This is a genomic window from Sphingomonas sp. UBA978 (assembly GCF_002292295.1).
Lineage (GTDB): Bacteria > Pseudomonadota > Alphaproteobacteria > Sphingomonadales > Sphingomonadaceae > Sphingomonas.
In genome coordinates this window covers 294,771-310,421 of record NZ_DBBS01000018.1, presented here as the reverse complement: position 1 = coordinate 310,421, position 15,651 = coordinate 294,771, and the positions used below count along the sequence as shown (strand labels likewise).

General features: G+C 70.5%; 11 protein-coding genes. 8 read left to right on the top strand and 3 right to left on the bottom strand.

Annotated features, from left to right (window positions below; all coding sequences use genetic code 11):
- The first annotated feature begins 54 nt into the window (after window positions 1–54).
- A complete protein-coding gene (locus B2515_RS11260; RefSeq protein ID WP_293876306.1) occupies window positions 55–1,776 on the top strand; it encodes a carboxypeptidase regulatory-like domain-containing protein in 1,722 nt (573 codons plus the stop codon).
- A gap of 13 nt (window positions 1,777–1,789) precedes the next feature.
- Here the strand turns inward: B2515_RS11260 and B2515_RS11255 are convergent, their stop codons facing one another.
- Window positions 1,790–2,278: a group I truncated hemoglobin gene (locus B2515_RS11255; RefSeq protein WP_293876304.1), complete on the bottom strand. Its 489-nt coding sequence runs from the start codon at window positions 2,276–2,278 to the stop codon at window positions 1,790–1,792.
- 46 nt (window positions 2,279–2,324) lie between these two features.
- Window positions 2,325–3,209: a DUF3034 family protein gene (locus B2515_RS11250; protein ID WP_293876303.1), complete on the bottom strand. Its 885-nt coding sequence runs from the start codon at window positions 3,207–3,209 to the stop codon at window positions 2,325–2,327.
- An 86-nt stretch (window positions 3,210–3,295) separates the two neighbouring features.
- On the opposite strand from B2515_RS11250, the gene B2515_RS11245 reads away from it, so the two are divergent.
- From B2515_RS11245 to B2515_RS11215, 7 genes are all read left to right on the top strand, one after another.
- A complete protein-coding gene (locus B2515_RS11245) occupies window positions 3,296–3,898 on the top strand; it encodes a methylamine utilization protein (RefSeq protein ID WP_293876302.1) in 603 nt (200 codons plus the stop codon).
- Window positions 3,898–6,246 carry a putative bifunctional diguanylate cyclase/phosphodiesterase gene (locus B2515_RS11240; RefSeq protein WP_293876301.1) on the top strand — a complete coding sequence of 783 codons (2,349 nt, stop codon included), beginning with the start codon at window positions 3,898–3,900 and terminating at the stop codon, window positions 6,244–6,246. Before B2515_RS11245 ends, B2515_RS11240 begins: the two co-directional genes overlap by 1 nt.
- A 59-nt stretch (window positions 6,247–6,305) precedes the next feature.
- The gene (locus B2515_RS11235; protein WP_293876300.1) at window positions 6,306–7,271 is read left to right on the top strand and encodes an alpha/beta hydrolase; all 966 of its coding nucleotides are present in this window, start codon (window positions 6,306–6,308) and stop codon (window positions 7,269–7,271) included.
- 10 nt (window positions 7,272–7,281) lie between these two features.
- On the top strand, window positions 7,282–7,782 hold the full coding sequence (locus tag B2515_RS11230; protein ID WP_293876299.1) for a methylated-DNA--[protein]-cysteine S-methyltransferase: 501 nt from the start codon (window positions 7,282–7,284) through the stop codon (window positions 7,780–7,782).
- Between the two features lie 206 nt (window positions 7,783–7,988).
- Complete coding sequence (locus B2515_RS11225; RefSeq protein WP_293876298.1) at window positions 7,989–9,326, top strand: dicarboxylate/amino acid:cation symporter; 1,338 nt, start codon at window positions 7,989–7,991, stop codon at window positions 9,324–9,326.
- Window positions 9,327–9,439: 113 nt separating this feature from the next.
- The gene (locus B2515_RS11220; RefSeq protein ID WP_293876297.1) at window positions 9,440–10,930 is read left to right on the top strand and encodes an alginate export family protein; all 1,491 of its coding nucleotides are present in this window, start codon (window positions 9,440–9,442) and stop codon (window positions 10,928–10,930) included.
- A gap of 11 nt (window positions 10,931–10,941) precedes the next feature.
- Window positions 10,942–12,558 carry an NAD-dependent malic enzyme gene (locus B2515_RS11215; protein WP_293876296.1) on the top strand — a complete coding sequence of 539 codons (1,617 nt, stop codon included), beginning with the start codon at window positions 10,942–10,944 and terminating at the stop codon, window positions 12,556–12,558.
- Between the two features lie 39 nt (window positions 12,559–12,597).
- On the opposite strand, the gene B2515_RS11210 is transcribed toward B2515_RS11215, so the two are convergent.
- Complete coding sequence (locus B2515_RS11210) at window positions 12,598–15,591, bottom strand: hybrid sensor histidine kinase/response regulator (RefSeq protein ID WP_293876295.1); 2,994 nt, start codon at window positions 15,589–15,591, stop codon at window positions 12,598–12,600.
- Window positions 15,592–15,651: the final 60 nt, after the last annotated feature.

The following is a 15,651-nucleotide window of genomic DNA, read 5'->3' as shown; positions in this document are numbered from 1 at the left end:
CGCCCGCCGCGAGACCGGCGATGCGGTCGGCCGCCGCTATCTGGATGCATTGCCATGACGCCCGAGCGGATCACCGCCGCGCTGCTCGGCCTCGCGGTCGTCGCGGCATGGCTGCGGCTGTGGCGCTGGCAGCGGCGTGGCGCCGTCCGCAGCCCGCGCTGGCGGATCGCCGCGCTCGCGGCGTTGCAGGCCGTGGTCGCCGGCCTGCTCTACATGACCCTGTTCGCGCCATCGCGATCCGTCGTCGCCGACCGGCTGGCGGTCGCCACCGCCGGCGCGCCGCACCTCATCGCCACCGCGCACGACGAGACGCTGGTCGCCCTGCCGGAGGCGGGGGCGATCGCGGGGGCGCGGCGCGAACCCGACCTCGGCACCGCGCTGCGCCATCATCCCGGCGCGGTGGCGTTCCGTATCGTCGGCAGCGGGCTCGTCGCGCGCGACCGGCCCGCGGCGATGCGGGTCGCGGTCCGCTATGCGCCGCCGCCGGTCCCGCAGGGCCTCGTCGCGCTGACGCCCCCGGCGCCGGTCGCGCCCGGCGCGCGCTTCGCGGTGGTCGGCCGGGTCGAAGGGGGCGCCGCCGCCACGTTGCGCGATCCCGCCGGGCGCATCGTCGATACCGCCCGCCCGGCTGCGGACGGCACGCTGGTCCTGCACGGCACCGCGCGCGTGCCCGGTGCGGCGCTGTTCACGCTGCAGCTCGCCGGCGGCGACGCCGCGCGCGTGCCGCTCGTCACCATTGCCACGACGCCGGCGAAGGCGCTGATCCTCGCCGGCGCGCCGGGGCCGGAGGTCAAGTTCCTGCGCCGCTGGGCCGCCGATGCCGGCCTGACGCCGCAGGCGCAGCTGGCGGCGGGCGGCGGGCTGACGCTGGGCGATCCGCCCGCAAGCTATGCCGGCTACGATCTCGCCATCCTCGACGATCGCAGCTGGGCGGCGCTCGGCGGTGGCGCGCGCGCCGCGCTGGCGCAGGCGGTGCGCGGCGGCATGGGGCTGGTCGTACGGCTGACCGGACCGGTGCCGCGCGGCTGGCAGGTGTTCGGCCTCGCCGCGGGCGGCGGTGCGGCGGCCGTGCCGCTCCGCCTCGCCCCCGCCGCGCCCAGCCAGGCCGCGCTCGCCGCCCGTCGCGGCCCCGGCAGCCGCGACGCACCCGCCGACGGCGCCGCGCCGCTCGGCGAGGTGCCGGAGCTCAGCCGCATCGCCACCACCCTCGGCGGCATCCCGCTGCTCCGCGACGCGCGCGGCACGCCCTATGCCGCGTGGCGCAACGTCGGTCGCGGCCGCGTCGCCGTCGTCACCCTGCTCGACAGTTTCGCGCTGGTCACCAGCGGCAACGGCGACGCCCACGCCGATCTGTGGAGCACGCTCGCCACCACCGTGGGTCGCGGCACGCCGTCGCCGCCCGACGTCGCCGCGCTCGCCTGGGCGGGGGAGCGTACGACGGTTTGCGGCCTCGGCGCCGATGCGCGCGCGACCGCGCCGGACGGCACCGTCACCGCCCTGATCGCCGATCCCGCGTCAAGCGGCTGCGCCGGCTATTGGCCGCTCGCGCCCGGCTGGCACCGCGTCGCCGGCCGCCCCCTGTACGTCCAGCCCGCCGACTCCCTGCCGCAAGTCCGCGCCGCCGCGCGCCGCGACGCGACGCTCGCCCTCGTCGGCGCGCGCGCCGTGCCGGCCGCCCCGGCATCCCCGGTGGAGCATGGACCGTCGTGGCGCTGGTTCCTGCCGTTCCTCGCCGCCGCGGGCCTGTTGTGGTGGCTGGAGCGCCGCCGCCGCTAGCGACGCTGCCCGGTCACTCCGCCGGACGCGGGCCGCGGATCTTGACGACGTCGCGGTGCATCGGCGCCAGCTTGGCGAGGAAGCGGTTCTGCGCGCCGAAGCCGACATGCTCGCGGCGCATCGCCGCCTGCAAATTTTCGACCAGCGCCGCCATGTCGGCCTGCTGCACGCCCATGTCGGTATGCGCCGCGCGCATCGTCCGACCGGTGTAGCGGCAGCCGCCGCCGAGGATGTAGCAGAATTGCTCCTTCAGCGTGCGGCGCAGGCGGACGAGGTCCTGCCCCTTGAAGATGTCGCTGATCCGCGGATCGGCGACGCTGCGCGCCACCAGGTCGTCGACGATCCGGTCGACGCCGGCCTGGCCGTGGAACGCGCGCCACATCCCCGCGCCCGCGAACGGCGTCGCCCCGGCATTGGCGTCGGACTGGACATAGGGCGCGACCGGCTGCTCGCCGGCGGGCGTCGCGGCCTGCAGGCCGAGGAACAGGAGCATGGCGATCATCGGTTAGTCCCCATCGAAGGTGAAGGTCGGCGCATGACCGCGCCGGTCAGAATCCGCCCTGCAGCGACAGGAACAGCCCGCGCTGGCGACGCACCGTCGCGATGTCGCCCAGGTCGACATAGGCGGCGGTCAGCGACACGTTGCGGTGCACCGCCCAGGCGGCGAACAGGTCGTAGCTGTCGTCCTCCTCCGCAAAGCCGAGATTGTCCGGCTCGGTGCGATATTCCGCGCCGACCACCAGCGTGCGGGTCAGCATCTTGGCGAGCGATCCCTCGAACTGTGCGGTCCGGTCGGTGCCTTTGGGGCCGCCGAAGCCGAGCAGCCCCAGCTGGTTCGCCTTGGTGAAGCGGACGGTCGCATCCGCGACGATGCCCTGCGCCAGCCACAGCTTGGTCGCCGCGACATAGAGATCCGCGCTCCGCGTCTCGGCCGCGCCCACCGCCTTCACCACCGCGCCGCGCTCGGCGATCTTGTACTGCACGCCCGCCGCGATCTGCGGCAGCGGCGTATCCTGCGCCCAGACGGCATCGCCGATCAGCTTCACCTTGGCCCCGACGATATGCTGGCCGAAGGTGAAGCCGCGCCCCAGCCCCAGCGCCGCGCCGGCGGCACGGGTGTCGAACCGCTGATAGGCATAGGACAGCTCGATCCGGTCCGACACGCCGATCGCGGCGCCCGCGCTGCTCAGGTCGAAATCGGGAAGCGCGACATAGGTCGCATGCGCGGTGCCGCCGATCCCGTCCTCGGTCTCGTTGCCCGCGATCACCGCCCAGGTCGCCAGCCCGCCGCCCGCCGCGCCCTCGACCGACGATACGCCGTTGGTCAGCAGCAGCTTGCCGCCGCCGCGCCGCTGGTTGGCGAACGCGGGCTGGACCGATGCGACGATCAGGGCCGCGGTGAGGGCGATACGCGATACGGTTACACTCGACATGGCCAGGGCATTGCAACCGATATGGTAAATGTTCCGTAAGGGTGGCCTTCAGCAATTCGCAACGCCGGACCGGATACGGGCGGATGATGCGTATCCGTTTCCTTTCCGCTCTCGCTCTCGCTCTCGTCGCTGCGATCGCGCCGGCCGCCGCGCATGCCGCGACGGTGACGATCACCGTCCGCCAGCCCGACGGCACGCCGCTGACCGACGGCGTCGTGCTGGTCGACAGCGCCGCGGCGCCGCGCCCGGTGCCGCGCGGCCCCTATGCGATGGAGCAGAAGCAGATCGCCTTTCAGCCGCACGTGCTGATCGTCCCGGTCGGCGCGCAGGTCGCCTTCCCCAACCGCGATTCGGTGCGGCACCACGTCTATTCCTTCTCGAAGGCGAAGCGCTTCGACCTCAAGCTGTACGGGCGCGAGGACCAGCGCAGCATCGTCTTCGACACGGCCGGCGTCGTCGCGCTCGGCTGCAACATCCACGATACGATGAGCGGCTTCGTCATCGTCACCGCGACGCCATTCTACGCGCGCACCGACGCGCAGGGGCGGGTGACCATCCCCGGCGTGCCCGCCGGTGCGGTGACGCTGCGGCTGTGGTCGCCGTCGATCCGCGCCGCCGGCAACGTGCTGGCGCAGGCCGCGACGGTGCCCGCCGCCGGCTATGCCACGACGCTGACGATCCGCCGCTGATGCGCCTGCCACGCCCGCGGTTCCGGACGCTCCGGGGACGGCTCGCGGTGCTGTACACCGGCATGTTCGCGCTCGCGCTCGCCGTGCTCGGCGTCACCGCGCAGGTGATGATCTGGACGCATGCGCGCTCCTCCGTCTCGGCGGAGCTGGCGGCGAGCGGCAGCGTCTATGACGGCCTGTGGGCGCTGCGGGCGAAGACGCTCGCCGGCACCGCCGACGTCCTCGCGCACGATTTCGGCTTCCGCACCGCGGTGGCGACCGGCGACCGGCCGACGATCGAATCGGCGCTGGCGACGCTGCGCGCCCGCGCCGGGGTGCAGCGCGCGATGGTGGTCGAACCGGACGGCAGCGTCGTCGGCGCGGCGGGGCCGCTCGCCGCCGCGATCGCCGGCCTGCCCGACCGGATGGGGGACGGCCGCCACGACGCGGTGCTGGTGTCGCAGGGCCGCATCTATCGCGTCATCGTCTCGCCGGTGCTGGCGCCGATGCAGATCGGTTCGGTCGTGCTCGCGCTGCCGCTCGACGCGGCGGAGATGCGCGGACTGGAGCGACTGTCCGCGATCCCGCTGACCGCGACGATGCTGTACCGCGATGCCGCCGGACGCTGGCAGTCGGCGGACGGCTCGATCGGCGCCGATCCCGCCGTCGACGCGCTGGTCTCCGCCTCGCAGTCGACGCGGCGGCTGGTCACGCTGACCCTGCCGGCCGGCCGCGCCTTCGCCATCGCCAAGCCGCTCGCCGGCCCGAACGGCCGCGCCGATGCCGCGCTGCTGATCCGCTATCCGTTGCAGGCGGCGCTCGCGCCCTATCTGCCGCTGCAGGCGGGCCTCGCGCTCGCCGGGCTGATCGGCATCGCGCTGGTGGTGCTCGGCAGTTTGCGACTCGCACGCCGGATTACCCGGCCCCTCTTCGAGCTCGACGCCGCCGCCCGCACGCTCGAGGAGGGCGCCCGGACCGAGGTGACGGTGACCGGCGAGGACGAGATCGGCCGGCTCGCGCAAAGCTTCAACCGCATGTCGCAGGGCATCGTCGATCGCGAGAACCGCATCTCGCACCTCGCCTTCCACGACACGCTCACCGGCCTGCCCAACCGCACCTCCTTCCGCCAGGCGCTCGACCAGGCGCTCGCCCGCGCCGCGCGCTCGGGGCCGGCGGGCGAACAGGTCGCGGTGCTGTGCCTCGACCTCGACGGGTTCAAGGGCGTCAACGACACGCTCGGCCATCCGGTCGGCGATGCGCTGCTGGAGACGCTCGGCGCGCTGCTGACCCGGCTGGCGCCCGACGGGCTCGTCTCCCGGCTGGGCGGCGACGAATTCGCGATCATCCTGGCGGGCCGGCTCGAGGCGGACCGTCCGCGCGGGCTGGCGCAGGCGATCCTCGATGCGGTCGCCCGCCCGGTCGAGGCCGCGGGTCACCAGATCGCCACCGGCTTCAGCATCGGCATCGCGCTGTCGCCCGCCGACGGCACCGATCCCGACCAGCTGCTCAAGAACGCCGACCTCGCGCTCTATCGCGCCAAGAAGGACGGCCACGGCGTCTTCCGCTTCTTCGAGGAGGCGCTCGACATCGCCGCGCGCAAGCGCCGCCAGATGGAGCTGGACCTGCGCGAGGCGCTGATGACCGGCCAGTTCCGTCTCAACTTCCAGCCGATCTACGACCTCAAGGCGGACCGGATCGGCGGCTTCGAATCGCTGCTGCGCTGGCATCATCCGACCCGCGGCGAGGTGTCGCCGGTCGAGTTCATTCCGGTCGCCGAGGATACCGGCCTGATCGTCGGCATCGGCGAATGGGTGCTGCACGAGGCGTGCCGCCACGCCGTCGACTGGCCCGACCACGTCCGCGTCGCGATCAACGTCTCGCCGCTCCAGTTCCGCAGCCAGGGCTTTGCCGCGATCGTCATGCAGGCACTGGCCCGCACCGGCCTGCCGCCGCGCCGGCTGGAGATCGAGATCACCGAATCGGTCTTCCTCGACGGCGAGGACCATGTGCTGGGCCTGCTGCATCAGCTGCGCGCGATCGGCGTCCGCGTCGCGCTCGACGATTTCGGCACCGGCTATTCCTCGCTCAGCTATCTGCGCAGCTTCCCGTTCGACAAGATCAAGATCGACCGCTCGTTCGTCACCCATGTCGCCGCCGATGCGAGCAGCGCCGCGATCGTGCGCGCGATCGTCGACCTCGCCGCCGCGCTCCACATGGAGATCACCGCGGAAGGGGTAGAGGACGCCGACCAGCTCGGCTGCCTGCGCGGGCAGGGCTGCGACAGCATCCAGGGCTTCCTGCTCAGCCGCCCGGTCGAATATGACGCGATCGCGCGGCTGCTCCCCGCCCGTCTCGCGAAAGCCGCCTGACGGCCATTGACCGGCCCCCGCGGGCTTGCGACATCGCCTTCGACCTTGAGGAGGGATGCATGGACGACCTGACGCGACGCGGCGTGATCGGCGGCGTTGCCGCGGTGGCTTTGGCGGGACGCGCCTTCGCGCAGACCGGGACGGCGGACGAGGTCGTGCCGCTGTGGCCCAAGGCGATTCCGGGCGACCGGGGGACCCGGATCGTGCGCAAGGTCAACGAACGCGCGAAGAGCGGCGCGTCCAACGATCGCTGGATCACCGGCATCGATGCGCCCGCACTGGTGGTGAAGCGGCCGGCGACGCCCAACGGCGCCGCGGTGCTGCTGGTCCCGGGCGGCGGCTACGGCTTCCTGTCCTACGACAATGAAGGCATCGAACAGGCGCGCTGGCTCAACGCGCTCGGCGTCACCTGTTTCATCCTGCTCTACCGTCTGCCCGGCGAAGGCTGGGGCAACCGCCATCTGGTGCCGTTGCAGGATGCGCAGCGCGCGATGCGGGTGATCCGCGCCGGTGCGGCGACCTATGGCGTCGATCCGCGCCGCGTCGCGGTGCTCGGCTTCTCGGCGGGCGGGCATCTCGCCGGATCGCTGGCGACCCGTCATGGCGAGGCGACCTATGCCCCGGTCGACGCCGCCGACCGGCAGTCGGCGCGGCCCGATCTGGCGGGGCTGATCTACCCGGTGATCGGGATGGATGCCACGATCACGCACAAGGGTTCGCGCGACAATATGCTCGGGCCGACGCCCGACGCGGCGGCGCTGGCGGCGGCCTCGGTCGAGCGCCGGGTCGCGGCGGACACGCCGCCGGTGTTCCTCGTCCACGCCAGCGACGACGGCACCGTGCCGGTCGCCAACAGCCTCGCCATGTATGCCGCGATGCTGGCGGCGAAGCGACCGGCCGAACTGCATGTCTTCGACGAGGGCGGCCACGGCTTCGGCGTGCGGCTCGCCAAGGCGGTGCCGGCCGCGGCCTGGCCGACGCTGTTCGCCGCTTATGCCGCGCGCAAGGGCGTGTTCCCGGGCTAGGGCCGATCGCATGACGCTCGCCGCCACCACGCTCGATTCGCCCGTCGGCACGCTGACGCTGGTGGCGAGCGCGGTCGGGCTGGTCGCGGTGCTGTGGGAGGGGGACGATCCGCTGCGGGTGCGACTCGGGCCGCTTGTCGAGGATGCGGCGCATCCGGTGCTGGTCGAGGCGACGCGTCAGCTTCGCGCCTATTTCGACGGCCGGCTGACCGCGTTCGACCTGCCGCTCGACATGCGCGGCACCGATTTCCAGAAGAGCGTATGGGCGGCGCTGCTCGCCATCCCTTATGGCGAGACGCGCAGCTATGGCGCGATCGCCCGCGCGATCGGGCGGCCGACCGCCAGCCGCGCGGTCGGCGCGGCGAACGGGCGCAACCCCCTGTCGATCGTCGCGCCCTGCCATCGCGTCGTCGGAACGGGGGGCGGCCTGACCGGCTTCGCCGGCGGGCTGGAGGCCAAGGCCCTGTTGCTGGCGCTCGAGCGGCGCGGGGGCGAACTGCCGTTCGAATAGTGTGCAATTTTTGGCACACTTCGCCGCGCCCTCGATCGCGGGCCGGATCGGTCGATACCGATCCTTTTGCTTAAGTCTTTGAAATAAGACGATAATTAAATGTTCATCCGGCCGTTGCCGGGGCTTTGGTCCGCGCGGCATGGTCCGGTGACGCTCACGGCCGACAAGAGCCCGCCCGCGTCGCCATAGAGGATGAAAGGCTGCCCATGACCATCAGCATCGCGCAAGCACCCGTTACGCCGCCGGCGGCCAAGCCGTGGTATGCGCAGCTCTATTTTCAGGTGCTGATCGCGATCGTCGCGGGCGTGTTGCTCGGCCATTTCGCGCCCGCCACCGGCGAGGCGCTGAAGCCGCTCGGCGATGCCTTCATCAAGCTGGTCAAAATGGTGATCGCCCCGGTCATCTTCCTCACCATCGTCACCGGCATCGCCGGCATGCGCGATCTCGGCGCGGTCGGGCGCGTCGCCGGCAAGGCGTTCGTCTATTTCCTGTTCTTCTCGACGCTGGCGCTGATCGTCGGCCTGATCGTCGCCAATGTGGTGCGGCCGGGCGCGGGGCTGAACATCGATCCGGCCACGCTCGACACCAGCAAGGTCGCCGAATTCGCCGAAAAGGCGCATGACAGCACGATCACCGGCTTCCTGACCGGGATCATCCCCGACACGTTCCTGTCGTCGCTGACGCAGGGCAACATCCTGCAGGTGCTGTTCGTCTCGATCCTGTTCGGCATCGCGCTGGCGCTGATCGGCGATCGCGGCACCCGGGTGCTGAGCGTGCTGGAGGACGTGTCGCTCGCCTTCTTCAAGGTGGTCAGCATCGTCATGAAGGCGGCACCGATCGGTGCGTTCGGCGCGATGGCCTTCACCATCGGCAAATATGGCGTCGGCACGCTCGCCAATCTCGCGATGCTGGTCGGCACCTTCTACTTCACCTCGCTGCTGTTCGTGCTGGTGGTGCTCGGCACGGTCAGCTGGCTGTGCGGCTTCTCGATCCTGCGGCTGATCGCGTATCTCAAGGCCGAGCTGCTGCTCGTCCTCGGCACCTCGTCGTCGGAAAGCGCGCTGCCCGCGCTGATCGAGAAGATGGAGCGCGCCGGCTGCCCCAAGTCGATCGTCGGCCTCGTCGTGCCGACCGGCTATTCGTTCAACCTCGACGGCACCAACATCTACATGACGCTGGCGGCGCTGTTCATCGCGCAGGCGTGCAACGTCGACCTGACGCTCGGCCAGCAATTGCTGCTGCTGTCGGTCGCGATGCTGTCGTCAAAGGGCGCGGCGGGCGTCACCGGCGCGGGCTTCATCACCCTCGCCGCGACGCTGTCGATCGTGCCGAGCGTGCCGGTCGCGGGCATGGCGCTGATCCTCGGCGTCGACCGCTTCATGAGCGAATGCCGCAGCCTGACCAACTTCATCGGCAATGCGGTCGCCACCATCGTCGTCTCCCGCTGGGAAGGCGCGCTGGATAGCGGGCAGCTGGACGCGGCCCTGCGTGGACAGGCCCTGCGCGTCGACCAGCTCCCCGCCGACGCCGTTCCCGCCGAATAACCGCGCGCACCCTCACCCGATCGGTCGCTGCGCGACCTCTTCCCTCTCCCGCCGGGAGACGGAGGGAGCGGCAAAGCCGCGACAGGGTGAGGGCGGCCAGAAGGATCAAACCCATGTCCTATTTCGCTCGCGCCCTCGGCGCCACCGCGCTGCTCACCCTCGCCACCGCTGTGCAGGCGCAGACCAGTGTCGCGCCGACCGAGAGCGGCCAGACCCGCAATCCCGCCATGCCGACCGTCACCTCCTATCCCTCCGCGGCGGCGGGCAACGGCGCGACGACCAACGGCTTCAACCTGTCGCGCTGGGCGGAGGATTGGCGGGTGATGCGCGATCCGGCGAAGCGCGACGACGTTCTCGACCGGCTGAAGTTCCTGCCGCTCGACGGGGACGGCGACGTCTATCTGACGCTGTCGGGCGAGCTGCGCCTGCGGGTCAACCACACCACCAATCCCAATCTGCGCGAGGTCCGGGCGCAGCGGCAGGACATCAACCGCATCGTCGGCGGCGCCGATCTGCACGTCGGCCCGCACGTCCGGGCCTTTGCCGAGATCGCGCATGGCGGCATCTCCGGAGTCGAGCTCGGCGCGCCCGCGGCGACGTTGCGCAACGATCTGGTGCTGCAACAGGCGTTCGTCGAGGGCAATGCAGAGATCGAGGGCGTCGCCGTCGGCGTGCGCTACGGCCGGCAGGAATTCACCGACGGCCCGAACCTGCTGGTGTCGCAGCGTGACAACAACACGATCCGCTACACGCTGAACGGCGTCCGCGCCTGGGCGCGCGGCAGCCGCGTGCGCGCCGACCTGTTCGATCTCAAGCCGACGCAATATGGCGACCTCGGCACCGACGACGACGTCAGCGATCCGGCGCGCCGCTTTTCTGGCGTGACCCTGGGCTTCGCCGCACCGACCGGCTGGTTCGGCGGCTCGAAGCTGTACGTCGATCCCTTCTTCTGGCGGCGGCGCAACACGGTCGGCGCCTGGGGCGGGCGGATCGGGCCGGCGACGCGCTATTTCGCCGGCGTCCATGCCTGGGGTGATGCCGGGCCGCTGACGATCGACTGGACGGTCAACCACCAATACGGCACCTACATCGATCAGGACATCGACGCCTGGCAGGTGTTCCTCGCCCAGACCTGGCGCATCGGCAAGGCGAAGACCGCGCCGCGGGTCGGCTTCCACGTCGATTATGCCAGCGGCGGCGGCGGCTATGGCGACGGCAAGCTGCGCGACGCCTATGCGCCGTTCGGGAACAACATCTATTACAGCTACGGGCTGTTCCTGACTCCGTCGAACCTGATCGCGGTCGCCCCCAACCTCACGGTGTCGCCGTTCCGGTCGGTGCGCGTCACCGCCGAATATCAGCTGACGTGGCGCGACAGCACCACCGACGCGGTCTATCGCGCCAATGGCCAGCCGTTCGCGGGAACGCAGCTGATCCGCGATGCCAAGATCGGCGACGTCGCGCGGTTGCAGGCGATCTGGTCGATCACGCCGCGCCTGTCCTTCACCGGCCGCTACGAACATCTCGCCGCCGGCCCCTCGCTGACCAGGGCCGGGTTCAAAAGCTCCGACTTCCTCGCCGGCTGGCTCAGCTTCCGCTTCTAAGGGTTTCCGATATGCCCCCCGCCTTCCATGCCGCCGCGCGCGCGCTGCTGTCCGATCCGCTGACCAACAAGGGGACCGCCTTTACCGAAGCCGAGCGCGACCGGCTCGGCCTGCACGGGCTGCTGCCCCCGCATGTCGGGACGCTGGAAAGCCAGATCGCGCGGCGCCGGCGGGTGCTCGACGGAATGGCGGACGACTTCCATCGCTATGCCTTCCTGCGCGAATTGCAGGATTCGAACGAGATATTGTTCCATGCCCTCGTGCAGGCCGACCTGCCGCGGATGCTGCCGCTGGTCTATACGCCGACGGTGGGCGCGGGGTGCGAGCGGTTCAGCGAGATCTGGCGCAAGCCGCGCGGCCTGTTCCTCAGCTATCCCAATCGCGAACGCATCGCCGACATCCTCGCCGACCCGGCGCTGGACCGGGTCAGGGTGATCGTGGTCAGCGACGGCGAACGCATCCTCGGCCTCGGCGACCAGGGGGCAGGGGGCATGGGCATCCCGATCGGCAAGCTGGCGCTCTACACGGCCTGTGCGGGCATCCATCCTGCCGAGGTGCTGCCGATCCTGCTCGACGTCGGCACCGACAATGCCGCCCTGCGCGACGATCCGCTCTACGTCGGCTGGCGCAATCCGCGCATCCGCGGCGACGATTATGACGTCTTCGTCGAGACGTTCGTCGCTGCGGTGGCGGAACGCTGGCCGGGCGTGCTCCTGCAATGGGAGGATTTCGCTGGATATAATGCGCACAACTTGCTCGCCCACTACCGCAACCGCCTCCTAAGCTTCAACGACGATATCCAGGGGACGGCGGCGACCGCGGTCGGCACCTTGCTGTCTGCGATCCGGCGCACCGGCGCGTCGCTGACCGCGCAGCGGATCGTGCTGTTCGGCGCGGGTGCGGCGGGCAGCGGCGTTGCCGAACTGCTGGTGCAGGCGTTGCGCGCCGAGGGGCTGGACGACGAGTCGGCACGGGCGCGGATCTGGGCGGTCGATCGCGACGGGCTGATCTTGTCCGATATGCCGAAGCTGACCCTGCCGCAGGTGCGGCTGGCGCGGAATCGGGCCGAGGTCGCCGGCTGGGCGCGCGACGCGGACGGCGGGATCGGCCTGTTGGAAACCGTCGATGCGGTACGCCCGACGGTGCTGATCGGCGCATCCGGGCAGGCGGGGGCGTTCACCGAGGCGGTGGTGCGGGCGATGACCGCGGGCTGTGCGCGGCCGGTGATCTTTCCCCTGTCCAACCCGGTGTCGCGCGCGGAGGCGCATCCCGCGGACGTGCTGGCGTGGACCGATGGCCGGGCGCTGGTCGGCACCGGCAGCCCCTTTGGCGTGGCCGGGGTCACCCAGGTGAACAACGTCTACATCTTCCCCGGCGTCGGCCTCGGCTCGCTCGCGGTCGGCGCGACCCGGGTCACCGACGGCATGTTCATGTCGGCGGCGCGGGCGCTCGGCGACATGGGTGGGGCGGGCGAGACGCTGCTGCCGCCGATCGAGGCCTTGCGCGACGTGGCAGTGCGGATCGCGCTGGTGGTGGCACGCGCGGCGATCGCGGACGGCGTCGCGAACGTCGAAACTGTGTCCGAGGAACAGATCGCCGCGCTGATGTGGGCCGCGGCGTACGACTGAACGGGATGCCGTCAGATCCTCCCCGGCGCGGAGAGGAAATTAGCTTTCGCGTTCCAGCCGCCTTTCCTTCACCGCCCCGCCCGGCAGCGCCGCGGCGATCGCGGCCTGTAGCGCCTCCGTGCCGTAAGGCTTGGCGAGCAACACCGCGCCGGTCCCAGCCGGCACCGCGGCGGTGTCGCCGGTGGCGAAGACGATCCCCACGTCCGGCCGCAACTCGCGCGCCTTGACCGCGAACTCCGGCCCCGACGCGCCGGGCAAATTGACGTCGGTGACCAACACATCGATCGGCACCGTCTGCAAGGCGGTCATCGCATCCTCGGCGCTGGCGGCATCGACCACGACGAAGCCGCTCGCCTGCAACAATTCGGCGGTGGTGGCGCGGATCACCGCGTCGTCCTCGACCAGCAGCACCGTGATCTGCCCCTTCGCGCCCGCTGCCGGGCGCAGTGCGACCGGTGCGCTGGTCAGCTGACGCGCGGCGAGGCCGGCGTTGCGCTGGCGCTGGTTGGCGAGGACGTGTCGGAATTTCCGGGCCAGCGCCTCGCGAGTATAAGGCTTGGACAGCAGCTCGACGCCCGCATCCAGCCGTCCGCCATGAACGATCGAATTCTCGGTATAGCCGCTGGTGAACAGCACCGCGAGGTCGGGCAGGCGTTCCTTGGCCTTGCGCGCGAGTTCGGGGCTCTTCAGCGTGCCGGGCATCACCACGTCGGTGAACAGCATGTCGATCGGGATGCCGCTTTCGATGACATTGAGTGCGCTTTGCGCATCGATCGCCTTGAGCACGCGATAGCCGAGGTCGCCGAGCATTTCGACCACGGTCGCGCGAACCTCGTCGTCGTCCTCGACCACCAGCACCGTCTCGGTGCCGCCCTCGATCGCGCCGCTGTCGACGATCACCTCGACGTCCTCCGCCTCGCGGCTGCGCGGCAGGTAGAGTTTGATCGTGGTGCCCTCGCCGACCTCGGAATAGATCTTCACGTGGCCGCCGGACTGTTTGACGAAGCCATAGACCATCGACAGGCCGAGGCCCGAACCCTTGCCCTCCGACTTCGTCGAGAAGAAGGGTTCGAACACCTTGGCGATGATATCTGGCGCCATCCCGCTGCCGGTGTCGCTGACCGCGAGCATGACATATTGCCCGGCCTCGACCTCTTCGTGGCGGCGCGCATAGGCGTCGTCGAGATGCGTGTTGCCGAGTTCGATCGTCAGCTTGCCGGTGCCGTTCATCGCATCGCGGGCATTGATCGCAAGGTTGAGCAACGCATTCTCGATCTGCACCGGATCGATGAAGCAGTTCCACAGGCCGCCACCGAAGATCGTCTCGACCTCGATCCCCTCGCCGATCGCGCGGCGCAGCATGTCGTCCATGCCCTGTACGAAGCGGGTGACGTTGACGACCTTAGGCTCCAGCGCTTGCCGCCGGCCGAAGGCGAGCAGCTGCGCGGCCAGCTTCGAGCCGCGCGACACGCCCGCCATCGCATTGGCGACGCGACGTTCGGCGCGGTCGTTGCCGGCGATATCCTTCGCCAGCAGCTGGAGGTTGCCGGAGACGACCTGGAGGAGGTTGTTGAAGTCGTGCGCGACGCCGCCGGTGAGTTTGCCGATCGTCTCCATCTTCTGCGCCTGCGCCAGCGCCGCCTCGGCCTGGCGGCGTTCGCCGATCTCGGCGATGACGCGCGCCTCGAGATTGTCGTTGAGCTGGCGCAGCTGTTCCTCGGCGCGCTCGCGGTGGCGGACCTGGCGTTGCAGGTGCTCGGCCTGGTCGCGCAGCGTCTGTTCGGCGGCGCGTTGCTCGGTGATGTCGGTGTGGACGCCGACCCATTCGAGAATCGCGCCCGTCGCATCCTTGATCGGCAGCGCGCAGATCAGGCAGTTGCGCCATGCACCGTCGTGACGGCGGACGCGATGCTCGAACACGAACACCGACCGCGCAGCGACCGCGGCATTCCAGGCTGCGACCGTCGCATCGGCATCGTCGGGGTGGACGGCGCCCGCCCAGCCATAGCCGCTGTAGGCCGCTTCGTCCTGCCCGGTTAGCGCGCTCCAGCCCGGCTGCTCGCCGAGCATCCGGCCGTCGGCGGTGTTGGTCCACAGCACGCCGTGCACCGCCTCCATCGCGGCGCGGAACCGGTCGTTGCTGACCCGCACCGCCGCCTCGCGCTGCGCGCGCTCCTCGATATCGGTGACGAGGACGTGGAAGCCGAGGATCGTGCCATCGGCATCGGCGCGCGGCAGATAGCGGATGTCTGCGCGGCGGAAGCCGCCGTCGCGATGCGACATGCGCCCTTCCGACCGGATCGCCTCGCCTGCCAGCGCCCGTTCGATCAGCGGCAGGCGTTCGATATAGATCTCCTCGCCGAGCACGTCGCGCAGATGGCGTCCGGTGACCTGTTCCGGCGTCAGGCCGAACCAGTCGAGATAATAGCTGTTAGCGAAGCGATAGACCTGATCCGCATCGACATAGGAGATCAGCACCGGCAGCGCGTCGGTGATCGCGCGCAGTTCGGCGGCACTGGCGGCGACCGCGATCTCGGCACCGATGCGCGCGGTGTTGTCGATCACGGTGCACATCACGCCGCCGACGCTGCCGTCGTCGAGATGGACCGGCGTGTAGAACAGGTCGAGGAACAGTTGCTGCGGCGTGCCGCCACGGTTCAGCACCATCGGCTGGTCGCGATAGCTGACGACCTCTCCGGCGAATCCGCGCGCCAGAATCGCCCGGTTCCAGTCCCAGACCTCTGGCCAGACCGCAGACACCGTCCCGCCCAGCGCCTCTGGGTGCCGGGCGCCGGCGATATCGGCATAGCCGTCATTATAGATCATGATGTGGTCCGGCCCCCACATCAGCACTTTGGGCACGGGCGAATTGACGATGTTGCTGACCGTCGTGCGCAGCGCCGGCGACCAGCTATGGATCGGGCCAAGTGGCGTGCGATTCCAGTCATATGCGCGGATCAGCGCACCGCATGCGCCACCGCCGGCGAGCGAGGGTGCGGGCGGGGACGCAGGCGCAGGAGGGATGGAGGACATGGTCGCCGGAATGAGCGTTCGCCGGATAGGTGTCAAACATCCGGTGCCGCTTTTCGTCGG